The organism is Plantactinospora sp. GCM10030261 (assembly GCF_042666615.1).
Lineage (GTDB): Bacteria > Actinomycetota > Actinomycetes > Mycobacteriales > Micromonosporaceae > KBS50.
Genome location: NZ_JBHTDD010000010.1, coordinates 54928 through 77601, shown reverse-complemented (window position 1 = coordinate 77601; position 22674 = coordinate 54928). Strand labels below are relative to the sequence as shown.

Here is a 22674-nt window from a genome sequence, read left to right as displayed (position 1 = left end):
CGTTTGATCGGGGACCGGTGCCCCGTCGACGTCGAAAGGCGCCTCCGCCGGTCAGATCCGAGTCCGTCGGCTTCGCGTCCACATGGCAAGCCCGACAAGGGCAGCGATCGGCACCAGCCACGGCAGGTACAGGATCACCCGCGACGTCGCCCCGGTGAGTACCTCGAAGTTGCGCAGCACCAGGTAGATCGCGACGAGGAGACCAGCAAGCGCGAGTGTCGGGGCGATAAGCGTCGGCCAGGGTCGCGTGTCGCTACGGGTGCGCCGGAAGAAAGCGAGCACGGCGACCGATGCGGCGGCCTGCAGCACCAGCACGCCAAGCGTGCCCACTCCGACCAGCCACGCGAACAGGTGCAGGAACGGATCCGCGCCGAACACCGAGAACGTCGCGATGATGACGGCCGTGATGGCGACCTGGGTGATGCTCGCGACGTGCGGGGCCTGGTCACCGCGGCGGGTCCGGCTCAGCGCCGCTGGCAGCGCCCCCGCCCGACCCAGCGAGTAGAGGTAGCGGGCGAGCGTGTGGTGGAACGCCAGCACCACTGCGAGCAGGCTGGTGAGCACGAGCAGGTTCACCACCTCGGTGGACGTCGAGCCGAGGTAGCGGGTGTTGAGGTCCAGCACGAACCCGACCGGGTTCGCCCTCGCCTGCTCCGCCACGTCATTGGCGCCGTAACCGAGACCGATCGCCCACATGGTCATCGTGTAGAACAGCCCGATCACCAGGATCGCGATGTAGGTCGCGCGGGGCACGGTGCGTTTCGGATCACGGGCCTCTTCGCCGTAGATGGTAGTGGCCTCGAAGCCGATGAAACACGAGAAGGCGAACATGATCGCGATTCCGCTCGCACCGCCGAACACGTTGGCCGGGTTGAACGAGGCGGCGGACACTCCGTCGGCGCCACCGCTGCCGATCACGGCGATGTCGAGCACCAGCAGCACGAGCACCTCCGCGACGAGCAGCACGCCGAGCACCCGCGCGCTGATCAGCACGTCCCGGTAGCCGAGCACAGCCACCACGGCGAGGCCGACCGCCACCCATGCCTGCCACGGCAGGTCCAACCCGTACCCCGCGAAGATGGACTGGGCGAACGCGCCGAGCTGACCGAAGATGCCGGCCAGCATGCAGTTGTACGCCAGCAGCGCGACGAACGCGGCGGCATGGCCGGCGGGGCCGCCGAGCCCGTCGGAGATGTACGTGGCGAAGCCACCCGCGCCGGTGACGTGGCGGCTCATCGCGGCGTAGCCGACTGCGAACAGCAACAGCACCACGGTCGCCGCCAGGTAGGCGCCGGGTGCGCCGATCCCGTTCGCGCCGAAGACCAGGGGGGACGCCCCGAGGGTCGCGGCCAGCGGTGCGGCGGCCGCGACGACGAAGAACACGATGCCGGCCGTACCGACGGTGTTCGGTTTCAGGGTGGTGGACCGCGTCGCTGTTCGGGGTTGGGTGGAGGTACCGGTCTGAACCATGGGATCCGCCTCTCGGGGCTGACCCGTCCTAGAACGGGAAGATCGGTGGCTGGCTGGCGACCGTCAGCCATTGCCATTGGGTGAACGCCTCCCAGTTCGCCTCGCCGCCGAACCGGCTTCCGTTACCGGACGCGCCGCGACCGCCGAACGGCGCGTACGGGTTGTCGTTGACCGTCTGGTCGTTGACGTGCACCATTCCGGCCGGAATCCGGGCGGCGAGCCGCAGCGCGCGGTCCTGAGACGTGGAGTGGATGGCGGCGGCGAGGCCGTACTCGGTCATCGAGGCGAGGTGAAGCGCTTCCTCGTCGTCGCAGAACACGGTGACCGGCGCGACCGGCCCGAAGATCTCCTCGGTGTACGCGGGCATTGCCGGTGTGACGCCCGCGAGCACCGTGGGTCGGTAGAACAGCCCGTCGTGTCTGCCGCCGGTAAGGGCGGTGGCCCCGGCGGTGACACTGGCGGAAACGATACGGTCCACCCGGTCGAGCTGCCGCTGGTTGATCAGCGGACCGAGGTGGACGTCGGGATCGCTGGCGGGGTCGCCGATCCGCAACCGCTCGGCACGGCGGGACAGCCGGTCGAGGTACTCGTCGGCCACCTTCTCGTGAACCAGGTGCCGGGAGGTGGCCATGCAGACCTGACCCTGGTGCTGGAAGGAACCCCAGGCGCCGGCGGAACTGGCGCGGTCGAGGTCCGCATCGTCGAGCACGATGAGCGGGCTGTTCCCACCAAGTTCCAGGGCGACCTTCTTCAGTCGCTCCCCGGCGAGTCGGGCGATCAGACGACCGGCCGTGGTGGAGCCAGTGAAGGAGATCATTCGTACCCGTGGGTCGGTCACCACGGCCTCGCCGGTCTCCGCGCCCCCGAGGACGAGCGTGAGCACGCCCTCGGGCAGCCCGGCCGCGCGGAGGGCCTCGACGAGCAGCACGCCGCCGCAGGCCGGCGTGTGGGGGTCGGGCTTCAGCACGACGGCGTTGCCGAGCGCCAGCGCCGGCGCGACGCTACGGGCGGCGAGCAGTAGGGGCACGTTCCAGGGGGTGATGACGCCGATGACGCCGATCGGGACGCGGGACGCGACGCTGACCTGGCCGGGGCGTTCGGCAGGCAGCACGCGGCCCGCCGGCTGCGTGCTCAACGCCGCGGCGGAGCGGAGTTCCGCCACGGTCGCGGCCAGCTCGCCCACGGCCTTCGGGACCGCGGAACCCGACTCGCGGACGATCCGCTCCACCACCTCGTCCGAGTGGCGTTCGAGGATGTCACCGGCCTGGTTCAGGATCCGGGCGCGATCCGCCGGATGGGTGTCCTGCCAGTGCGGTTGCCCGGCGGCGGCGACGGTGGCGGCCTGGGCCACGACGTCGGCGGTCGCGGCGGCGAAGCTGCCGAGCGTGGCGCCGGTCGCAGGCTCCGTCACATCGATCTTGGCGCCGCCGGCCGGAGTCCAGTCCTTCAGGTATGCGCCGAGCTCCCAGCGGACGCCCGCGAGCAACCGGTCCCGGCTGGTCACCGCCGGACCGTTCCGTCGGGTCCCACCCGGGTCAGCGCGTCTCGGAGGGCGGCGACGAGACGGTCGGCCTCCGCGTCGGTGAGCACCAGCGGTGGCGAGATCGACACCACCGTCTCGTGCGGGCGGACGATGATGCCATGCTCCTCCCGGACGTATCGGGCGATGTTCGCGCCGACAGCCGTCCCGGCGGCGGTGTCGCGGACAAGTTCGAGGGCGATCATCAGCCCCGCACCGCGTACCTCGCCCACAACCGGCAGGTCCGCCAGCGGGGCCAGCGCGGCCAGCAGCGACCGGCCCAGCTCCGCCGCCCGCCGCACCAGGTTCTCCCGCTCGATCACGTCAAGGTTCGCCAGTGCGACCGCGCAGCCCGTGGGGTGACCCGTGTACGTGTAGCCGATCGGGAAGCCGTCCGGTCCGAGGTCCAACTGCTCGGCCACGGCACCGGACACCAGGACCGCGCCGAGCGGGAAGTATCCGCTGGTGAGCCCCTTGGCGGTGACCATGATGTCGGGGGTGATGTCGTACCGTTCGCTGGCGAACCAGTGACCGGTGCGCCCGTATCCGCAGATCACCTCGTCCGCGACGAGGAGAATGCCGTGGGCCCTGAGCAGGGCCTCGGCCCGTGACCAGTAGTCATCGGGCGGTGTGACCATGCCAGCCACCCCCATGACAGGCTCACCGACGAATGCGGCGATTCGTCCCGGTCCGATCTCCTCGATCGTTCGCTCCAGTTCCCGGAGGCAGAAGTCGGTCGGGTCATGGCCGTCGAACAACTCCCGCCGGTACGCCCACGGCGGCGTCAGATGCTGGACGTCCGGAAGCATCGGCGAGAACCCGACGTGGTAGTCCGCGAAGCCGGTGAGGGAGCCGGAGCCGTAGCCGACGCCGTGGTAGGCGCCGCGTCGAGAGAGGATCACGGTCCGGCCGGTCGCGCCTCGCTGGTAGTGGTAGAGCCGCGCCATCCGGATGGCCGCCTCGACACCGTCGGACCCGCCGCTGGTGAAGAAGACCTTGGTGAGGTCCCCGGGAGCGAGCTCGATCAGCCGGGTGGCCAGCTCGATCGCTCTCGGGTTCGAGTACTCCCAAAAGGACGGATAATAGTCTAATTGCCGCATCTGGCGCTCAGCGGCGGCCGCGAGTTCTGGCCGACCGTGGCCAACCTGGGTGAGTGCGAGCCCTGCGGTGCCATCAAGGTACTCCCGGCCCTCGGTGTCCCAGACCCGCGAGCCCTCGCCGCGCACCATGACGATCGTCTCGGAGTGACGGGCGAGGCGGTGCGGGTGGATGACATGTGCCGAGTCGAGTGCCGTCATGGCAGCGGTGTCGACCGCTGATCCCACGGTGTGTGTCACGTGGACCCCCTATCGGCGCTGCCGGTCGATGTCCTGTTTATTGGGAGAGTAGAACTGTTTTGCAGGACGCTACGCGGCGGCGCTAGTCGCGTCAATGAGTTTGTGCTGGAAGATGGCGTGATCCGGAGCCGCGGCGACGGACACCGGCGTCAGGACGAAGCCGTGACACAGCGGTTCCGCTGTGCGCCGAGCCCTTCGACGGAGGTGCCCAGGATCTGATCGGGTCGGAGGAAGACCGGCGGTTTCCGACCGGCACCGACCCCACCCGGGGTTCCCGTCGCGATGAGGTCACCGGGCAGCAGAGTGATGATCTCGCTGACGTAGGCCACGATCTGGGCGACGTCGAAGACCATGTCGCCGGTACGCGCCCGCTGCGTCACCTCGCCGTCAACGGTGCATTCCAGCGCCAGGTCCGGCAGCCCGTCCGGAAACTCGTCCCGGGTCACCAGGACGGGACCGACCGGCGTAGTGGCCTCGAACGTCTTGCCGGACAGGAACTCCCGGGTCCGGTGCTGCCAGTCCCGGACCGTCACATCGTTGACGATGGTGTAGCCGGCGACGTACGAAAGCGCCTCCGCCTCGCCGACCCGACGGGCGGGCCGACCGATCACCACGCCGAGCTCGGCCTCCCAGTCCACCTGGTCGCTGACCGCCGGCAGTTCGATGGGGTCGTACGCCCCGATCAACGCGCCATCGAACTTGGCGAACAGCGTCGGGTACCGGGGCACGTCACGGCCCATCTCCAGGATGTGCGAGCGGTAGTTCAGACCCAGACACACGATCTTGTTCGGGCGTGGCACCACGGGCGCGAAGCGGCAATCGGTCAGCGGTAGCCGCGGGCCGTTCCCACCCGCTGACGTCGTCCAGTCCGGCTCGCCGAGCAGTTCGTTGAGGTCGGCGTGTGGTAACAGGACGGCGGTGTCATTTTCGACTCGCGCGGCACGGGTTCCGGTGTGGGTGCGCAGGGTCGCCAATCTCATCGTCGGCTCCCGGCGGGGGATGGCGGGACCGCCTGCTCCCGGTTCGCCCAGCGGCGGCCCAGTGCGGCGAAGACCGCCGCCGCCTCGTGTGGTGCCGTGACCGCGGCGACAACCCGATCCGGCCTGAGGAGGAGGAAATGGCCGCGCAATGGCTGGCAGAAGGTTTGCAGCGAGCCGTCGATATCGGCCACCGCCAACCGACCGTCATCTGCCCGCGGCTGTCTGTCATCCAGCATGAAATCCACTTTTCTCAGCTCCGTCCAGGAGATTTCACGGCCCACGCCGGCGGATGTCTGGGCGTTGTCGACGGCTATCGGGACGGCACCGACGGCCGCCCAGGCGTCGGCGGGCACGCCCACCCCGACCAGGGCCACGCCGGTACCGAGCACGTCGTCGAGGCGGACGCGCCGATGGCTTCCGGCCATCATCACGTCGGGCTGCGGTATCGCCGTTCCGACGACGTTCCGCCCCGGTCCGTCACGGCAAGCGACGAGGTAGCCCTTCCGATATCTCGTCGTCGGCCGGTACCGCATCTCTTCCAGGTAGCGACGTCCCGCCGGTACCCGCAACGCGGCCTTCACCAGGAGGTCCCGCAGTCGGGCCCGGGATCGGCTGGTGGTCATGACGATCTCGCCCAGCCGGACCGACAGGGCGACGACCGCCTCGGCGTGTGGCCGACGCTCGATCTCGTACGTGTCGAGCAGATGGTCACCGGCCCGCCCCGAGACCACGGCGGCCACCTTCCAGCACAGGTTGGCGGCGTCCCGGAAGCCGGAATTCAGTCCCTGACCGGCGAAGGGCGGCATCATGTGCGCCGCGTCGCCGAGTAGCAGGCATCGGTTCTGCCGCCAGGTCGCCGCGACCAGGGCATGGAACCGGTAGGTCACGGCCCGCTCCACCTGCTCGGGTCGGATGTCCCGGTACGGGGCGACCAGACGCTGGATCAGCTCGAACGACGGCGCCTCCCCGGCCCGTCCCTCGCCCGGACGCAACAGGAACTCGTACCGACATCGCCCGTTTCTTCCCGGCACGATCACGTGGGGCCGGCGGGGGTCGCCGTGGTGCATCCCGAAACGCTGGTCGTGTCGATCCTCCAGAGCGTCCACCACCAGCCACACCTGGTCGAAGGAGCGGCCGAGCATCGGAATGGCGAGCAACTCGCGCAGCGTGCTCTGCCCGCCGTCGCAGCCGAGGACGTACCGCGTGCGGACCTGGCGTTCACCGTCGGTCCCGGACAGGGTCACCGCCATTCCGTCGTGGTCCGGGTCGACGGCGATCAGCTCAGTGTCGAACCGGGCGTCCACGTGGTCGAACCTGGCCAGCCCTTCGTGAAGCACCCGCTCCAGGTCCGGCTGGGCGAACGGGTTCTTGAACGGGTGACCGAGCCGGTACGGTGCCGCCCCCCGGGCATGCGTCAGCATCCGGCCGTTCGCCCCGAAGTACCGGGTGCCGGTTCCAGGGAGCAGGATGTCGTACGCCGGCTCGTCCCAGCCGGCCATCTGCAGGGTACGCAGCGACTCGTCGTCGATGCTGATCGCCTTCGCCTGGTCGCTGGTCGTCGCGTTGCGCTCCACCAGCATGGTGCGTACGCCGTAGGCGCCGAGCAGATTGGCCGCCGTCAGTCCCGTCGGCCCGGCGCCTACGATCACCACGTCGGTGTCCGTCGACACGTCACTGAACCGGCTGGTAGGCGGGCCCGGAATCGCCGAGCAGCCGCTCCGCCTCCGCGTAGATCTGCTCCGGTGACTGGTCCAGGTTCAGCGTCCGGCGGAACGGCTGCCGCACGTCGCGATCGAGACGCAGGTAGACCTCGTTGCGGTTGTCCTCGGGATCGAAGAAGTAGATGCCGAACGCGTTGCCGTGGGTGACCTCCTGCTGCACCGGCACCCCCGCGTCGCGGAAGCGTCGGTGAAACTCCAACAGTCCGTCCAGCGAGTCCACCCGCCACGACACCTGATGGGTCAGCTTCGAGCCGGGTGGTGCGGTGCGGCCCCGCTGCAGGACCAGTTCGTGGTGCTCCTGCGCCGGACGGGAGCTGAGGAAGACGATGCCGAGGTCCTCGTCCCGGTCCGTGACGGTCAGCCCCACCATCCGGGTGTAGAAGTCGGTCATTCGCTCCAGGTCCTCCACCCAGAATCCGGTGTGCCCCAGCTCGACGACCCCCACGACAACCACCCCTGTTCCTGTTTTTCGCGACACCAGTCCTGTATTTCGGCAGACGCTAGTCGCGCGGAAGCCCGCCCGTCAACTGGTCCGATCAGCCGATTCCGGCTCGCCGATCGGGACGGGTGATGGTTTCAGAACGGGTGGTAGTTACGCCCGTGCCAACCCGAGGAGACCGCTGAGCTCGTCGGCGGCCTCGCGCACCGACGCGATGACGTCCGGCAGCCGGGAGTCGTCAACCCGGCGGGACAACGCCGCCACGCTGATCGCGGCGACCACCCGGTCGCGGTCGTCCCTGACCGGAGCCGCCACGCCGAGCACGTCCGGGTCCACCTCGCCCCGGGATATCGCGTACCCGGCCTGGCGGATCTCGGCGAGGCGCGCCGTCAGGTCCCGCCTTGTGGTGATCGTCCGATCGGTGAACCGGGTCAGCTCGCTGGCATCCAGCACCGCCGCCACCTCATCCGGCGCCGCCCAGGCAAGCAGTACGTGGGCCGCCGCCCCCGCGTTGCTCGGCAGGATGTGCCCGCGCTCGTACGACAACCGCACCGGACCGGACCGGGATTCCTCCCGCTCCACGCAGACCACGGCGGTACCTGAGCGGCGGGTGAGCAGGACGGTCTCGCCCACCTCGCCGGCCAACCGAGCCATGATCGGTCGGGCGAGTTCCGACAGGCCGAAACCCCTACGCGCCAGCCGTGCCAGGTCCAGCACCCGCGGCCCGAGACGGTACGTGGCCGATTCAGTTTCCTCGATGAATCCCATCGACACGAGGCTCTGCAGATATCGGTACGTCGACGACCGCGCAACCCCGATATGCTCGCTCACCTGGGCCGCGGAGAGCGCGAGATGAGCGTCGTCGAACATCAACAGGATGTCCAAGGCCCGGTCCGCCGTCGAGTTCCTCGGCCGGTACGTGCTCGCGTTTTGGACCTTCGCTCCTGCCATACAGGACAAGATACCGGACCGGACGGCCGTCCGGTCCGGCGGCAGGGACGGCTCGGTTCAGCCCTCGACGCCGAGGCGGGCCAGCACCAGCTCGCGTACCGACTTGGCGTCGGCCTGCCCCCGGGTGGCCTTCATGACCGCGCCCACCAGGGCGCCGGCGGCGGCCACCTTGCCGCTGCGGACCTTGTCGGCGATGGCCGGGTTCGCGGCGATCGCCTCGTCCACGGCGGCGGTCAGCGCGCCGGTGTCGGAGACCACCTCAAGACCCCGGTTGCGCATGATGTCGGTCGGCGTCCCCTCGCCGGCCACCACGCCCTCCAGCACCGTCCGGGCCAGCTTGTCGTTGAGCTTCCCCTCGTCGACCAGCCGTTGCAGCTCCGCCACCTGGGCCGGGGTGGCGCCCGCGTCGGCCAGCTCGACACCGGCCTCGTTGGCCCGCCGGGACAGCTCGCCGAGCCACCACTTGCGGGCCCCGGCCGGCGTGGCGCCGGCGGCCACCGTCTGCTCAATCAGCTCCACGGCGCCGGCGTTCAGCACCGACTGCATGTCGAGGTCGGAGAGCCCCCAGTCGCGCTGGATGCGCTGGCGGCGCAGCCGCGGCAGCTCGGGCAGGGCGGCCTTCAGCTCGGCCACCCAGGCCGGGTCCGGGGCCAGGGGCACCAGGTCGGGCTCCGGGAAGTACCGGTAGTCGGTCGCCGTCTCCTTGGACCGGCCCGGGGTGGTGTCGCCGGTGTCCTCGTGGAAGTGCCGGGTCTCCTGGGTGATCCGACCACCGTTGTCCAGCACCGACGCCTGACGCAACATCTCGGAACGGACCGCCCGCTCCACCGAACGCAGCGAGTTGACGTTCTTGGTCTCGGTCCGGGTGCCCCAGTCGGCGCCCGGCAGGTTCAGCGACGTGTTCACGTCGCAGCGCAGCGAGCCCTCCTCCATCCGGACGTCGGAGACGCCGAGCGACCGGAGAACGTCCCGCAGCTCCGTGACGTAGGCCCTGGCCACGTGTGGCGCGAGCGCGCCGGTGCCGGGAATCGGCTTGGTGACGATCTCCACCAGCGGGATACCGGCCCGGTTGTAGTCGACGAGCGACTCGGTGGCGCCGTGGATCCGGCCGGTGGCCCCGCCGACGTGCAGCGTCTTGCCGGTGTCCTCCTCCAGGTGCACCCGCTCGATGCCGATCCGCACGGTCTCCCCGTCGACATCGACGTCCAGGTACCCGTCCACGCAGAGCGGCTCGTCGTACTGGCTGATCTGGAAGTTCTTCGGCATGTCCGGGTAGAAGTAGTTCTTCCGGGCGAACCGACACCATTCGGCGATGGTGCAGTTCAGCGCGAGTCCGATCCGGATCGTCGCCTCGATGGCCGCCTTGTTGGCCACCGGCAGCGAGCCGGGCAGGCCGAGGCAGACCGGGCAGACCCGGGTGTTCGGCTCGCCACCGAAGTCGGTCGGGCAGCCGCAGAACATCTTGGTGTTCGTGCCCAGCTCGACGTGCGTCTCCAGGCCGATCACCGGCTCGTACCGCGCGACAACCTCGTCGTACGCGGGCAGTGTCGTGGTCATCGGTGCTCCTGCCTCACAGTGCCGGTGGGGTGAGGGTGCCGACCGCGGATTCCAGCGCCGCGGCGACCCGGTACATCCGGTCGTCGGCCATGGTCGGCGCCATGACCTGGAGACCGACCGGCAACCCCTCGGACAGGCCGCACGGCACCGAGATTCCCGGCCCGCCGTACAGGTTGGTCGGGATGGTGAACAGGTCGGCCAGATACATCTGGTACGGGTCGGCGGTACGGGAGCCGAACGGGAACGCCACGAACGGCGTGGTCGGCGAGATCAGCACGTCCACCTGCTCGAACGCGGCGGTGAAGTCCCGCGTGATAAGCGTCCGCACCTTCTGCGCCTGGCCGTAGTAGGCGTCGTAGTAGCCGGACGAGAGGGCGTACGTGCCGAGCATGATCCGCCGCTTCACCTCGGGGCCGAAGCCGGCCTCCCGGGTCAGCGACATGACCTCCTCCAGCGACCGGTTGCCGTCGTCGCCGACCCGCAGACCGAAACGCACCCCGTCGAACCGGGCCAGGTTGGACGAGCACTCGCTCGGGTTGATCAGGTAGTACGCCGGCAGCGCGTACTCGAAGTGTGGGCAGGACACCTCGACCACCTCGGCGCCCAGCTTGGTGAGCGCGGCCACGGCGTCCCGGAAGGCGGCCAGCACACCCGGCTCCGCGCCCTCGCCGGAAAACTCCCGGACCAGGCCCAGCCGGACACCGGTCAGGTCCCCGCCGGCGCCGGCCCGGACGGCGGCCACCACGTCTGGCACCGGCCGCGGGATGGAGGTGGAGTCGCGCGGGTCGTGCCCGCCGATCGCCGCGTGCAGCAGCGCCGCGTCCAGCACCGTCCGGGCGCACGGGCCCGGAGTGTCCAGCGACGAGGAGAACGCCACCAGGCCGTACCGGGAGGTGCCGCCGTACGTGGGCTTGACCCCCACGGTGCCGGTGACCGCGCCCGGCTGGCGGATGGATCCGCCGGTGTCCGAACCGATGGCCAGCGGAGCCTCGTACGCGGCCAGCGCGGCCGAACTGCCGCCGCCGGAGCCGCCCGGGATCCGGGTCAGGTCCCACGGGTTGCGGGTCGGGCCGTAGGCGGAGTACTCGGTCGACGAGCCCATTGCGAACTCGTCCATGTTGGTCTTGCCGAGCATCACCGTGCCGGCGGCGCGCAGCCGCCGCACGATCGTCGAGTCGTAGGGCGGGCGCCAACCCTCCAGGATCTTCGAGCCGACCGTGGTGGGCACGCCTCTGGTGGCGAGCACGTCCTTGACCGCGACCGGCACGCCGGCCAGTGGGCCGAGTGGCTCACCGGCGGTCCGGCGCTCGTCCACGGAACGGGCGGCGGCCAGCGCGCCGTCGACGTCGACGTGCAGGAAGGCATGCACCTGGTCGTCGACGGCGGCGATCCGGTCCAGGTGGGCCCGGGTCACCTCGGTCGCCGACACCTCGCCGGCGGCGACCCGCTCGGCGATCTCGGTCGCCGTCATGCGAATCAGCTCACTCATGAGGCTGCCTCCTCGTCGAGGATCCGGGGGACCCGGAACCGCTGCTCCTCGGCGTCCGGCGCACCGGACAGGGCCTCCTCGGGGCTCAGTCCGGGCACCACCACGTCCTCGCGCAGCACGTTCGTCAGCGGCACCGAGTGCGACGTGGGCGGGATGTCCGCGGCGGCGACCTCCCCCACCCGGGCGACCGACTGCAGGATCACGTCGAGTTGGCCGGCGAAGGTCGCCAGTTCCTCTTCCGTGACGGCGAGCCGCGACAGGCGCGCCAGGTGCGCGACCTCCTCGCGGGAGATGGCGGCCATCCGTATCCTCCGTACCTGCGTCCGAACGTCCGGCCGAGTCTATTTCCCGCCGAGCGGTGGCCGGCTACCGGCTCCCCCGAAACCGCCACCGGAGGACGCGGCCCGACTCAATCCACGCCGTCGCTCCCCGCCGGTTCGGCGGCCGGACCACTCCCCGCCGGTTCGGCGGCCGGACCACTCCCCGCCGGTTCGGCGGCCGGACCACTCCCCGCCGGTTCCGCGGCCGGCCCACTCCCGACCGTTCCGTTCCCGGCCGGTTCGGCAGCCGGACCGTCGCCAGCCGGACCGCCTTCTCCCATACCGCTTCCGGCGGGTGGGATGACGATCGGCGCGGCCTCGATCGGCCCGGTTCCGTCCAACCCGTCCTCGGTCGACCCAAGGGTTGGCCGGACGCGGGCCGACCGGATGGTGGCGGTCGGCCAGCGGTGCCGGCCCCCGCCCTGCTGCGCCGGCCCCGGCTTGAGCGGGCGGTACCGGGACAACCAGGCCGCCAGGTCCTCGGCCGGCATCGGCCGCGCGTAGAACCAGCCCTGGGCGATGTCGCAGCCGGCGGCGTGCAGCAACCGCCAGGTCCGCTCGTCCTCGACGCCCTCGGCCACCACCCGCAGGCCCAGGGCGCCAGCCAACTCGATCATCGATCGGACGATGGCGGCGTCGTCGGCGTCGACCGCCATGCCGAGTACGAACGACCGGTCGACCTTGACCTCGGCCAGCGGTAGCCGGCGCAGGTGCTGCATGGATGAGTAGCCGGTGCCGAAGTCGTCAAGCGCGATCGCCACGCCGATCTTGTCCAGCCGGGAGATGGTGGCCAGCACGCGACGCGGGTCCGCCATCAGTGCGCCTTCGGTGATCTCCAGCTGGAGTTGCTCCGGCGGTACGTTGAAACGGGCCAGCCGATCGGCGATCTGGTCGGCGATCTCACCGGTGTGCAGGTCCCGAACGCTGACGTTCACGGCGGCGCGCAGCACCATCCCGGCCGCCGACCACTTGGCCACCTGTTCCACCACGTCGTCGACGACCCGGCGGGTCAACAGGCGCATCACGGCGCTCTGTTCGGCGACCCGGATCAGCTCCTCCGGATCCACCATTCCGCGTCGCGGATGCCGCCAGCGCAGCAGCGCCTCGACACCGACCACCTGGCCCGTGGCGATCGCTATCTGCGGCTGGTAGTACATGGCGATCTCGCCGGCATCGCCGGAACCGGTGGCCCCCGGCGCCTCCAACACCTGACGCAGATCGGCGAGCAGGCTCAGCCGCTCCGGCGAGTTGTGGTCCGACTCGGGCGCGTACACCGCCACCGTGTCACCCCGGTGCTTGGCGTCGTACATCGCCACATCGGCGTGCCGCATCAGGGTCTCGATGTCCCGGCCGTGTGCCGGATAGAGCGCGATGCCGATCGAACCGCCGACGTCCAGCGGCAGCCCGTCCAGCGACACCGGCTCGGTCAGGGCCGCCACCACCCGATCCGCGATCTCTCGGGCGGCGTCGACATCCGGCAGCCCGCCCGCGACGATGGCGAACTCGTCGCCGCCCAACCGGACGACGGTGTCTCCAGGGCGTACGGTGCCGACCAGCCGGTGGCCGACCTCCACCAGGAGCCGGTCGCCGACCGCGTGGCCGAGCGCGTCGTTGACGTGCTTGAACCGGTCAAGGTCGAGCAGCAGCAGCGCGAGGTGGACCGGCGCGCCCTTCGCCGCCCGCTCCGCGTGCAGCGCGAGCTGCTCGGTCACGTCGGTGAGCAACGCCTTCCGGTTGGCCAGGCCGGTGAGCGGGTCCAGGCGGGTCAGCCGTTCCTGCTCGCCGGAGAGCCGGACCATCCGCGACACCGCGTAGAGGGGCACCAGCACGAGCGGGACCAGCGCGGCAGTGGTCCGGGCGGCGGCCACCAGCACGGGCGCCAACAACAGCAACGCGCCGTTGGAGACCGCCTCGAAGGCGAACCCCTGACGGAAGGCGGGCCACCATCTGGTCCCGAACCGCATCCGCAGAGCCAGGGTGACCAGGCCGTAGCTGACCAGGAACCACGAGGCCGCCGCCGCGGCCGCCACCGCCACGTCGGTCCACGGCGCCGGCCAACCGGACAGCAGGTCGCGCGGGGCGAGGCGGGTGACGGCGTACGCGGCGCCGAGCGCCCAGGCGTACTGGGCGGCGTTGAAGGCGGCTCGCCAGACGGTGTGCCGCATCCGCCAACTCGACACGGCGACCGCGGCGGTCTGGGTGGCGATGGCCGGCCCCAGCCCCCAACCGAGCAGGATCGCGAAGGTCAGGCAGACGGATGGGAAGACGGCGGGGCTCGACCGGCGCCCGGGTGGTGTGAACGGGTGCGCGTCGGCGGCCACGGCCAGGGCAGCCATCAGCCAGAAGGCCACCGGCAGGGTGGACAGCAGGCCGGGCAGCGCGGTGAGCGGGGCGGCGCTTATCGCCACGGCCACGGCCACCACCGTCCAGACGAAGCCGAAGAACGCGGCGGCCCGCCCGGGGGGAACGGAGTTCCGCAGCGACGCGGCCTCCATGGCACCTCCCGACGCCTGTGTGTCTCGGCGCGACCGGCCAGGTCACGCCGCTTGTTCCATCAAACGCCCCAAGCCAGTGCTCCGGGGTACGACAGACACGAAACGGACGTAGTCGTGACTAACTTGGAATACAGCACATCTCGCCGAGGGTCTCATCACCATCCGGGAGGCGCCCGATTGCGCGGCGACCGATCCGCCAGCGTACGCCGACCGCTCGCGCCACGCGGCCCCTCGGTTCCGCATCACCCGAACCGCTGCCGGTCCGGCGGCCGATGCCGGACGGCGACCCGGCGGCGCACCGCCGGTCCGACCGCCGCCAACGGCCGGGCCCCTCGGCCGGCGGCGTCCTCGGTCGGGCCGATCAGCCGGCGGTGTCGCCGGTCCGGGCCACCGCGCGGGCCGCCTCGGGACCCTGTTCGAGGAGGACGACGAAGCCCTCCTCGTCCAGGACAGGCCGCTTCAGCGAGTACGCCTTGTCCGCCTTGCTCCCCGGGTTGTCGCCGACCACCACGAAGTCGGTCTTCTTGGACACCGAACCGCTGACCTTGCCTCCGCGTTCCTGGACGGCCTCGGCCGCCTGGTCCCGGGAGAAGCCGGAGAGGGTCCCGGTAACCACGACGGTCACCCCGTCGAGCGGCCGAGGACCCTCGTCCGCGCGGTCCTCCGCGATCCGGACGCCCGCCTCACTCCACTTGCGTACCACGTCCCGGTGCCAGCCGACGCCGAACCATTCCCCGATGCTTGCTGCGATCGTCGGTCCCACTCCCTCGACCGAGGACAGTTCCTCCTCCGCGGCGCTCTCGATCGCCGGGATCGAGCCGAAGTGCCGGGCCAGGGCCCGCGCGGCCGTCGGACCAACGTGCCGGATGGACAGCGCCACCAGCACCCGCCACAGCGGACGGACCTTCGCCTCGCCGAGGTTGTCCAGCAGCTTGACGGCATTGCTGCCCAGCGTGCCGTCCTTGTTGACGAAGAACGGCACGCCGGCCAGCCGGTCGGCGTCGAGGAAGAACAGGTCACCCTCGTCGGCGATCACACCCGACTCCAGCAGCGCGCCGGCCGACTTGTAGCCGAGCACCTCGATGTCCAACGCGTCCCGACCGGCCAGATAGAACAGGCGTTCCCGGAGCTGGGCCGGGCAGGTGCGGGAGTTGGGACAGCGGATGTCGATGTCGCTCTCCTTGGCCGGCGCGAGCCGGGTGCCGCAGGACGGGCACTTCGTCGGCATCTCGAACGGACGTGCGTCCTCCGGCCGCAGGTCGACGACCGGGCCGAGCACCTCCGGAATCACGTCCCCCGCCTTGCGGACCACCACCGTGTCGCCGATCAGCACCCCCTTGCGCTCGACCTCGCGGGCGTTGTGCAGGGTGGCGTACGCGACGGTGGAGCCGGCCACCTTGACCGGCTGGAGCAGGGCCCGTGGCGTGACTCGTCCGGTGCGACCCACCTCGACCTCGATGTCGAGCAGCTTGGTGGTGACCTCCTCGGGCGGGTATTTGAAGGCCATCGCCCAACGTGGGGCCCGGCTCGTGGAGCCGAGCCGGCCCTGGATCGCCACCGGGTCCACCTTGACCACCACGCCGTCGATCTCGTGCTCGACCTTGTGCCGGTTCTTGGCGTAGTAGTCGATGTAGTCCCGCACGCCGTCGAGGTCGGGCACGACCCGCCACCGGTCGCTGGTCGGCAGGCCCCAGTCCCGCAGCTTCTCGTACGCCGCGGACTGGGCGGTGAGCCGCAGGCCGCGCCGGGCGCCGATGCCGTGCACCACCATTCGCAGGCCACGACCGGCCGTGATCCGCGGATCCTTCTGCCGGAGGCTGCCGGCGGCCGCGTTGCGGGGGTTGGCGAACGGCGCCTTGCCCTGCTCGACCAGGGACGCGTTCAACTGGGCGAAGGCGGCCACCGGGAAGTAGATCTCCCCGCGCACCTCGATGAACTCCGGCGGCTTGCCGCCGGTGAGCCGCTCGGGCACCTCGCGGATCGTCCGGACGTTGGGCGTCACGTCCTCACCGGTGCGGCCGTCGCCTCGGGTCGCCGCCCGCACCAGCCGACCACGTTCGTAGGTCAGGTTGATCGCCAGCCCGTCGACCTTGGGCTCGCACAGGTAGGCCACCGGGCCGCCGGCGTCCCGCTCCACCCGCTCCGCCCAGGCCGCCAGCTTGTCCAGGTCGAACGCGTTGTCCAGGGACATCATCCGCTCGGCGTGCTCGACCGGGGTGAACAGGGTGGAGAACGTGCCGCCCACCCGCTGAGTCGGTGACTCGGGCGTCACCAGCGACGGGTAGCTCTCCTCCAGCGCCTCCAGCTCGTGCAGCAGGGTGTCGAACTCGGCGTCCGCGACGGTGGGCGAGTCGAGCACGTAGTAGCGGTACTGATGGTCGGTGATCTCCTGGCTCAGCGTGGCGTGCCGGTCCCGCGCCTCGGCCGGCGGCTCGGCACCGGCGGCCGCCTCCTGCGCGGCGCTGACCTGCTGGCCGATGGCCTCCTCGGACACCGTTGACCTCCTGTTCCGCCCGTTGGACCGCTCCTGCGAACGCTATCCCGGACCCCCGACATCCGTCCGACCCGTGGCGAAGTGGGCCCGCCAGCGTGTCCGCACCGCACCGGACCGGGTGGTCGGACCCGCGGTGGATGCCGCTCAGTCCCAGGCGGCGCCCAGGGCGGCGAGCTGGTCGGCGTACTCGATCTGGTCGGCCCACCCCGCCGGCCAGCCCGCCATCCCGTGCGCGGCGCCCAGGAAGGCACCGGCCAGCGCGGCGATCGAGTCGGAGTCGCCGGATGTGGTGGCCGCCCGGGCCAGCGCCGCGACCGGGTCGTCGGCGTGCCGCAACGTGCAGAGCAACGCGGTGGCCAGCGCCTCCTCGGCGATCCAGCCCTCACCGGTGGCGCGGCACGGGTCGCCGCGGTCGTCCGGCTCGGCCAGCGCCGCGTCCAGCCGGTCGAGCGCGCCGAGGCACTCCGCCCACCCTCGGCTGATGAACTCGACGGGATCCGACACGCCGGGCCGCTGCCACAGATCGCCCAACCACTCGGCCCGGTAGGTGCGCCGCTGGTCCAGCGCCCGGGCCCGGAGCAGCGCCGGCAGCTCGGCCGGCGCGGCGCCGTCGCGCAACACCCGGACCGCGTACGCGGTCAGTTCGCTGGCGGCCAGGGCCGTCGGGTGACCGTGGGTCAACCCGGCCTGCAACTGAGCGACGCCGGCGAGCGTGTCGAGGTCCCACCCGGGCACCAGGCCGACCGGCGTGACCCGCATGTTGGCCCCGCAGCCCTTGGACCCGGCCACCGTGGCCTGTTGCCAGGGCAGCCCCTCGGACAGCGCGGCGCAGGCCCGCAGGCAGGTCATGCCGGGCGCTCGGTTGTTTTCCGGACTGACCGACCAGGCGACGAAACGGTCCCGCAGCAGCGGTTCCAGGACCGGCGAGGTGGCCGCCGGCGCCTCCCGCAGCGCCCAGCCGACCGCCAGTGCCATCTGGGTGTCGTCGGTGACCAACGCCGGGTCCCCGTCGAGCCGTCGGGGACCGGTCGGCCCGTACCGGCGGACGATCTCGTCGATCTGGAGGAACTCGGTCGGCTTACCGAGGGCGTCTCCGTAGGCGAGGCCGAACAGGGAGCCGGAGGCGCGGGTGGAGGTCATGGTCGCTCATGATTCACCATTCCCCGGACTGTCGGCGTCCCAGCAGCGGCAGAACGGGTGCCCGACCAAGGTGGCGTGGCGGCGAGAGCACAAGAGGTAGGATGAGTAGCATGACTGATCCTACCGGCAAGTACTCGATCACCATGCCGCGTGACATCGCGGACGCCGCCAAGGCCCGCAGCGGTCCCTCGGGACTGTCCGCCTACGTCACCGCCGCCGTCGCCCGTCAGATCGAACGGGACAACCTCAACGAACTTGTCGCCGTGGCCGAGGCCGAACACGGTCCGATCACGGACGACGAGATCCAGGCCCTGCGGGACCAGCTTCACCAGGCTCGCCGCCAGCAGGCACGGAACAGGGCGGACGCCGCGTGATCCGTTCCCCCGCCATCCCCGGCGGCACCCTCGTCCTGGACAGCGAAGGACTTGCCCAAGCCGTCCTGCGCAACCGTGCGGTCACCGGCTGGCTCGCCCTCGCGCGCGCCGACGACCTACGCGTGATCACGTCAGCGGCCACCCTCGTCGAGGTGGTCCACCCGCGGATCAACCGAGCGGCGCTGGACTGGACCCTGTCCCGCCTCGTTGTCGAGCCGGTCACCGAACCCATCGCGCGCCACGCGGCCGCTCTGCTCGCCGACGCCGGTCTGCACGGCCACAGGTACGCCATCGACGCCATGCTCGGCGCCACTGCTCTCGCCGCCCCCGGCCCGATCACGATCGTGACGTCAGACCCTGATGACCTCCGCGCGCTGTGCGGCGACCGCGTCACCGTCGTGAAGATCTGACCCGACGCCGGCCCCGATCATGATTCACCGTTCCCGGGACTGTCGGCGTCCCAGCAGAGGCAGAACGGGTGCCCGGCCGGGTCGGCGTACACCCGGAAACCGTCACCCTCGCCGGGCAGCCGGGTCGCACCCAGCTTGAGCGCCGCGGCCTCGGCCGTCTCGATGTCGCTGACCGTGACGTCGAGGTGGAACTGCTGCGGACGCTCCGGGTCCGGCCAGCGCGGCGCGCGCAGGTTGACCGCCCGCTGGAACGCCAGCCGCGGCTGGTGGCCGGGCGGGCCGCCGAGCACCACCCAGGAGTTCGGGTCCTCGTCGTCGTCGCCGAAGACCGGCAGGCCGAGCAGTTCGGAATAGAAGCCGGCAAGGGCGCGCGGGTCCGGCGTGTCGATGACCACCGTGCGGAGCTGTCCAATCATGCCCGCCATCGTGCCCGGCACCCCCGACAGGAAAACGTCACTGCTCGACGAGCCGGCGCCCCGCGTCGCGGCAGGCGGTCAGCGCGGCCCGCACGTATCCGGCGCTGGCCCCGGCCATCCCGCAGGTCGGCGTGACGACAACCTGCTCGGGCAGCCGGGACCGGGGAAAGCCGAGCCCGTCCCACAGCCGGAAGACCAGGTCCGCGGCGCGTGCCGAGGTCGGCCCGGCGGAGTCGTCACCGGCCGCCGGGACCGCGGGTACCACGCCGGCCAGCAGCCCGAGGCCGGCATCGATCGCCTCACCGAGCGGGTCGAGCCGGTCGACCAGGCCCAGGTCCAGCGCGACCGCGACGGCACCGGCCGATCGGATCAGATCCAGCGGTACGTCCCGGGCGCAGCAGTGCACCACGGTCGGCGCGTCGGCGGCCTCGATGACGGTACGCAGGGCGTCGGCGGCCGGCACCGGTTCCACCGAACGGTAGGTGCCCAGGCCGCTCTCGGTGGGTATCCGCCCGGCGAGCACCGCCGGCAGCGACGGCTCGTCGAGTTGCAGCAGCACGGTCGCGCCCGGCAGCCGGCGCCGGAGTTCGGTCACGTGTCCGCGTACCCCCTCGGCCAGGGAGCCGGTGAGGTCGCGGACCGCGCCCGGATCGCGCACCAGGCGGCCGCCGCCGGCCAGGTCGATCCCGGCGGCGAGGGTGAACGGACCGGCGGCCTGGACCTTGACCGTGCCGGTGAAACGCTCGGCCTGCTCGGCGAGCTGGTCCAGGTCGCGCTCCATCAGATCGCGGGCGCGGCGCAGGTCCCGTCCGGCGCGGGCGGCGACCCGCCAACGGGCCGCGTACAGCTCGACCGGCAGTTCGACGAGCAGCCCGGCGGTGCGGCCGATCAGGTCCGCGCCGGGGCCCCGGTCGGGCAGCTCCGGCAGATACGGCAGGTCCGGCAGCTCACCGAGGACGATCCGCTGCGCCTCGGCGATGTCGACGCCGGGCTGCGAGCCGATCCCGGTCGCCGCGCCGGCCGGCCACGGCCAGGTTCCGTTGGTCACGCCGGCCAACTCTAGGGCCTGGGTCAGGCGATGGTGGCGGAGCCCAGCACCACGTCGCCATCAGGGTCCGGGCGGTACGCCACGATGGCCTGCCCGGCCGCCACCCCGCGCACCGGCTCGCGCAGCTCGGCGTGCAGCGCGGCACCGTCGAGCCGGACCACGGCGGGCGCCACCGAGCCGTGCGCGCGCAGCTGGACCAGGCACTCCACCGGACCGGTCGGCGCCGGGCCGCCGGTCCACACCGGCCGCTCGGCGCGCACGCTCGACACCTCCAGCGCCTCCGCCGGGCCGACCGTGACGGTGTTGCTGACCGGGGTCACCGACAGCACGTACCGGGGCCTACCGTCCGCCGCCGGCCGGTCCAGGGCCAGGCCGCGCCGCTGGCCCACCGTGTACGCGTACGCGCCGCGGTGCGCCCCGACCACCGCCCCGGTCTGCGCGTCGACGATGTCGCCGGGCGTCTCGCCGAGGCGCTCGGCGAGGAAGCCCCGGGTGTCACCGTCGGCGATGAAGCAGATGTCGTGCGAGTCCGGCTTGTCGGCGACGGCCAGCCCACGCTCGGCGGCCTCGGCCCGGACCTGGGCCTTCGTCGAGTCGCCGAGCGGGAACACCGACCGGTCGAGCTGCTCGCGGGTCAGCACCGCCAGCACGTACGACTGGTCCTTGGCCACGTCGACGCTGCGCCGCAACAGACCGTCCGGGCCGAGCCGGGCGTGGTGGCCGGTGACCACCGCGTCGAAGCCCAGGGCGACCGCCCGGTCCAGCACCGCGGCGAACTTGATCTTCTCGTTGCAGCGCAGGCAGGGATTCGGGGTACGGCCGGCCGCGTACTCGGCGACGAAGTCGTCCACCACGTCGGAGTGGAAGCGGTCGGCCATATCCCACACGTAGAACGGGATGCCGATCACGTCGGCGGCACGCCGCGCGTCCCGGGAGTCCTCGATCGTGCAGCAACCGCGCGCCCCGGAACGGTAGGTCTGCGGGTTGCGTGCGAGCGCGAGGTGGACGCCGGTCACGTCGTGCCCGGCATCGACCGCCCGCGCGGCCGCCACGGCCGAGTCCACGCCACCGGACATCGCCGCCAGGACCCTCATCCGACACCTCCTTCGCCCATCGAGGGTAGCCGCCGGGCTCGCGGGTCGGCGCCGCCGGGCTCGGCGGTCCGGGCGCCGTCGCCGGTGGCCTGCTGGCCGCCGGCGTGGACCCCTGGGGTGATCGCGCGGGTCGTCAGGGCCGGGTGGAGCGGATCGCGCCGGCCCGTCGGGCCCGTTCCACGGCACCCGGCAGGGCGGCGACCAACGCCTCGACGTCCGCCCGCGTCGACGTGTGGCCCAGTGAGAACCGCAGCGACGAGCGGGCCCGTGCGTCGTCCGCGCCCATCGCGAGCAGCACGTGCGACGGCTGGGCCACCCCGGCCGAGCAGGCCGACCCGGTGGAGCAGGCGATCTGCTGGGCGTCCAGCAGCATCAGCAGGGCATCCCCCTCGCAGCCGGGGAAGCTCAGGTGCGCGTTGCCCGGCAGCCGGTGGTCCGGATCACCGTTGAAGATCACATCGGGAACGGCGGCCCGGACCCGGCCCACCAGCTCGTCCCGCAGACCGCGCAGCCGGGCCGCGTACTCCTCCTGGCGCTTGACCGCCGTCTCCAGAGCCACCGCGAAGGCGACCACCCCTGGCGTGTCGAGGGTGCCCGACCGGACGTCGCGTTCCTGCCCGCCCCCGTGCAGCAGCGGCATGCAGGGCACGTCTCGACCGAGCAGCAGCGCACCCACACCCACCGGACCACCGATCTTGTGCCCGGTCAGGGTGAGGGCCGCGACGCCGCTGGTGGTGAAGTCCACCGGGACCTGACCGACCGCCTGCACCGCGTCGGTGTGCAGCGGGACACCGGCCCGCGCCGCCACCGCGGCCAGCTCGGCCACCGGTTGCACGGTGCCCACCTCGTTGTTGGCCCACATGGTGCTGACCACGGCCACATCGTCCGGGTAGGTGTCGAGCACCGCCGCGAGGGCGGCCACCTCGATCCGGCCGGCGCTGTCCACCGGCAGCCAGCTCACCGCCGCGCCCTCGTGGCCACCCAGCCAGTGCACCGCGTCGAGGACGGCGTGATGCTCGACCGCGCTGACCACCACCCGGGTCCGGGTCGGTCGGGCGGACCGCCGGGCCCAGAAGATCCCCTTGACGGCCAGGTTGTCGCTCTCCGTGCCGCCGCCGGTGAAGATCACCTCGGACGGGCGGGCGCCAAGCGCGGCGGCCACCCGCTCGCGGGACTCCTCCACCCGCCGGCGTGCGCACCGGCCCGCGGCATGCAGCGAGGACGCGTTGCCGACCTCGCGGGCGGTCGCGACGTACGCCTCCAACGCCTCGTCGAGCATCGGCGTGGTCGCCGCGTGATCCAGGTATGCCATCACGCTCCAGTGTAGGGAAGGGCCCGTCGTCGCCGCCTTTCGCGTAGTGCCCTGTTGACGCCGCCGGACCGCGCCAGGCCGACGGCCCTGGCGCGATCCGGCCCGGCC

19 protein-coding genes are annotated in these 22674 nt (G+C 71.7%); 2 read left to right on the top strand and 17 right to left on the bottom strand.

Translation table 11 applies throughout. The features are described from left to right. Positions 1 to 51: 51 nt before the first annotated feature. From ACFQUZ_RS14370 to ACFQUZ_RS14310, 13 genes are all read right to left on the bottom strand, one after another. Entirely contained in the window at positions 52 to 1470 is a 1419-nt protein-coding gene (locus tag ACFQUZ_RS14370; RefSeq protein ID WP_377442165.1) for an APC family permease, read from the bottom strand. A gap of 28 nt (positions 1471 to 1498) precedes the next feature. Further along, entirely contained in the window at positions 1499 to 2974 is a 1476-nt protein-coding gene (locus ACFQUZ_RS14365) for an aldehyde dehydrogenase family protein (protein WP_377442162.1), read from the bottom strand. After that, positions 2971 to 4326: an aspartate aminotransferase family protein gene (locus ACFQUZ_RS14360; protein ID WP_377442160.1), complete on the bottom strand. Its 1356-nt coding sequence runs from the start codon at positions 4324 to 4326 to the stop codon at positions 2971 to 2973. Before ACFQUZ_RS14360 ends, ACFQUZ_RS14365 begins: the two co-directional genes overlap by 4 nt. Positions 4327 to 4475: 149 nt before the next feature. Then, positions 4476 to 5306, bottom strand: a complete 831-nt coding sequence (locus ACFQUZ_RS14355; RefSeq protein WP_377442158.1) for a fumarylacetoacetate hydrolase family protein — start codon at positions 5304 to 5306, stop codon at positions 4476 to 4478. Next, a complete protein-coding gene (locus tag ACFQUZ_RS14350) occupies positions 5303 to 6976 on the bottom strand; it encodes a bifunctional 3-(3-hydroxy-phenyl)propionate/3-hydroxycinnamic acid hydroxylase (protein ID WP_377442156.1) in 1674 nt (557 codons plus the stop codon). The genes ACFQUZ_RS14355 and ACFQUZ_RS14350 overlap by 4 nt, the downstream gene beginning before the upstream one ends. 1 nt (position 6977) lies before the next feature. Then, positions 6978 to 7472, bottom strand: a complete 495-nt coding sequence (locus ACFQUZ_RS14345) for a VOC family protein (protein WP_377442154.1) — start codon at positions 7470 to 7472, stop codon at positions 6978 to 6980. A 147-nt stretch (positions 7473 to 7619) separates the two neighbouring features. Further along, positions 7620 to 8417: an IclR family transcriptional regulator gene (locus tag ACFQUZ_RS14340; RefSeq protein ID WP_377442152.1), complete on the bottom strand. Its 798-nt coding sequence runs from the start codon at positions 8415 to 8417 to the stop codon at positions 7620 to 7622. Between the two features lie 57 nt (positions 8418 to 8474). Continuing rightward, positions 8475 to 9974, bottom strand: a complete 1500-nt coding sequence (gatB, locus tag ACFQUZ_RS14335) for an Asp-tRNA(Asn)/Glu-tRNA(Gln) amidotransferase subunit GatB (RefSeq protein WP_377442150.1) — start codon at positions 9972 to 9974, stop codon at positions 8475 to 8477. 13 nt (positions 9975 to 9987) lie between these two features. Then, positions 9988 to 11463: an Asp-tRNA(Asn)/Glu-tRNA(Gln) amidotransferase subunit GatA gene (gene gatA / locus ACFQUZ_RS14330; protein WP_377442147.1), complete on the bottom strand. Its 1476-nt coding sequence runs from the start codon at positions 11461 to 11463 to the stop codon at positions 9988 to 9990. Further along, entirely contained in the window at positions 11460 to 11765 is a 306-nt protein-coding gene (gene gatC, locus ACFQUZ_RS14325; RefSeq protein ID WP_377442145.1) for an Asp-tRNA(Asn)/Glu-tRNA(Gln) amidotransferase subunit GatC, read from the bottom strand. The genes gatA and gatC overlap by 4 nt, the downstream gene beginning before the upstream one ends. 107 nt (positions 11766 to 11872) lie before the next feature. Further along, a complete protein-coding gene (locus ACFQUZ_RS14320) occupies positions 11873 to 14278 on the bottom strand; it encodes an EAL domain-containing protein (protein ID WP_377442143.1) in 2406 nt (801 codons plus the stop codon). Positions 14279 to 14639: 361 nt separating this feature from the next. Beyond that, on the bottom strand, positions 14640 to 16772 hold the full coding sequence (gene ligA / locus ACFQUZ_RS14315) for an NAD-dependent DNA ligase LigA (protein ID WP_377442141.1): 2133 nt from the start codon (positions 16770 to 16772) through the stop codon (positions 14640 to 14642). A gap of 144 nt (positions 16773 to 16916) precedes the next feature. Continuing rightward, on the bottom strand, positions 16917 to 17912 hold the full coding sequence (locus ACFQUZ_RS14310; RefSeq protein WP_377442139.1) for an ADP-ribosylglycohydrolase family protein: 996 nt from the start codon (positions 17910 to 17912) through the stop codon (positions 16917 to 16919). Between the two features lie 110 nt (positions 17913 to 18022). Here ACFQUZ_RS14310 and ACFQUZ_RS14305 point away from each other — a divergent pair, with 110 nt between their 5' ends. Further along, positions 18023 to 18286: a hypothetical protein gene (locus ACFQUZ_RS14305; protein WP_377442137.1), complete on the top strand. Its 264-nt coding sequence runs from the start codon at positions 18023 to 18025 to the stop codon at positions 18284 to 18286. Next, positions 18283 to 18696, top strand: coding sequence for a PIN domain-containing protein (locus ACFQUZ_RS14300; protein WP_377442135.1), 414 nt, complete (start codon positions 18283 to 18285; stop codon positions 18694 to 18696). The genes ACFQUZ_RS14305 and ACFQUZ_RS14300 overlap by 4 nt, the downstream gene beginning before the upstream one ends. Positions 18697 to 18713: 17 nt before the next feature. On the opposite strand, the gene ACFQUZ_RS14295 is transcribed toward ACFQUZ_RS14300, so the two are convergent. The 4 genes from ACFQUZ_RS14295 to ACFQUZ_RS14280 form a co-directional block, all read right to left on the bottom strand. Next, positions 18714 to 19112, bottom strand: coding sequence for a VOC family protein (locus tag ACFQUZ_RS14295; protein WP_377442133.1), 399 nt, complete (start codon positions 19110 to 19112; stop codon positions 18714 to 18716). A 37-nt stretch (positions 19113 to 19149) separates the two neighbouring features. After that, the gene (locus tag ACFQUZ_RS14290; RefSeq protein ID WP_377442131.1) at positions 19150 to 20160 is read right to left on the bottom strand and encodes a methionine synthase; all 1011 of its coding nucleotides are present in this window, start codon (positions 20158 to 20160) and stop codon (positions 19150 to 19152) included. 23 nt (positions 20161 to 20183) lie between these two features. After that, complete coding sequence (gene mnmA / locus ACFQUZ_RS14285) at positions 20184 to 21254, bottom strand: tRNA 2-thiouridine(34) synthase MnmA (RefSeq protein ID WP_377442129.1); 1071 nt, start codon at positions 21252 to 21254, stop codon at positions 20184 to 20186. Between the two features lie 133 nt (positions 21255 to 21387). Further along, on the bottom strand, positions 21388 to 22566 hold the full coding sequence (locus ACFQUZ_RS14280; protein ID WP_377442126.1) for a cysteine desulfurase family protein: 1179 nt from the start codon (positions 22564 to 22566) through the stop codon (positions 21388 to 21390). Positions 22567 to 22674: the final 108 nt, after the last annotated feature.

What these genes read in the sequence shown, in the direction of transcription:
- ACFQUZ_RS14370 (WP_377442165.1), bottom strand. Translation starts at nt 1,470, where the DNA reads ATGGTTCAGACCGGTACCTCCACCCAACCCCGAACAGCGACGCGGTCC.
- ACFQUZ_RS14355 (WP_377442158.1), bottom strand. Translation starts at nt 5,306, where the DNA reads ATGAGATTGGCGACCCTGCGCACCCACACCGGAACCCGTGCCGCGCGA.
- ACFQUZ_RS14340 (WP_377442152.1), bottom strand. Translation starts at nt 8,417, where the DNA reads ATGGCAGGAGCGAAGGTCCAAAACGCGAGCACGTACCGGCCGAGGAAC.
- gatB (WP_377442150.1), bottom strand. Translation starts at nt 9,974, where the DNA reads ATGACCACGACACTGCCCGCGTACGACGAGGTTGTCGCGCGGTACGAG.
- gatA (WP_377442147.1), bottom strand. Translation starts at nt 11,463, where the DNA reads ATGAGTGAGCTGATTCGCATGACGGCGACCGAGATCGCCGAGCGGGTC.
- gatC (WP_377442145.1), bottom strand. Translation starts at nt 11,765, where the DNA reads ATGGCCGCCATCTCCCGCGAGGAGGTCGCGCACCTGGCGCGCCTGTCG.
- ACFQUZ_RS14320 (WP_377442143.1), bottom strand. Translation starts at nt 14,278, where the DNA reads ATGGAGGCCGCGTCGCTGCGGAACTCCGTTCCCCCCGGGCGGGCCGCC.
- ACFQUZ_RS14310 (WP_377442139.1), bottom strand. Translation starts at nt 17,912, where the DNA reads ATGACCTCCACCCGCGCCTCCGGCTCCCTGTTCGGCCTCGCCTACGGA.
- ACFQUZ_RS14305 (WP_377442137.1), top strand. Translation starts at nt 18,023, where the DNA reads ATGACTGATCCTACCGGCAAGTACTCGATCACCATGCCGCGTGACATC.
- ACFQUZ_RS14295 (WP_377442133.1), bottom strand. Translation starts at nt 19,112, where the DNA reads ATGATTGGACAGCTCCGCACGGTGGTCATCGACACGCCGGACCCGCGC.
- mnmA (WP_377442129.1), bottom strand. Translation starts at nt 21,254, where the DNA reads ATGAGGGTCCTGGCGGCGATGTCCGGTGGCGTGGACTCGGCCGTGGCG.
- ACFQUZ_RS14280 (WP_377442126.1), bottom strand. Translation starts at nt 22,566, where the DNA reads ATGGCATACCTGGATCACGCGGCGACCACGCCGATGCTCGACGAGGCG.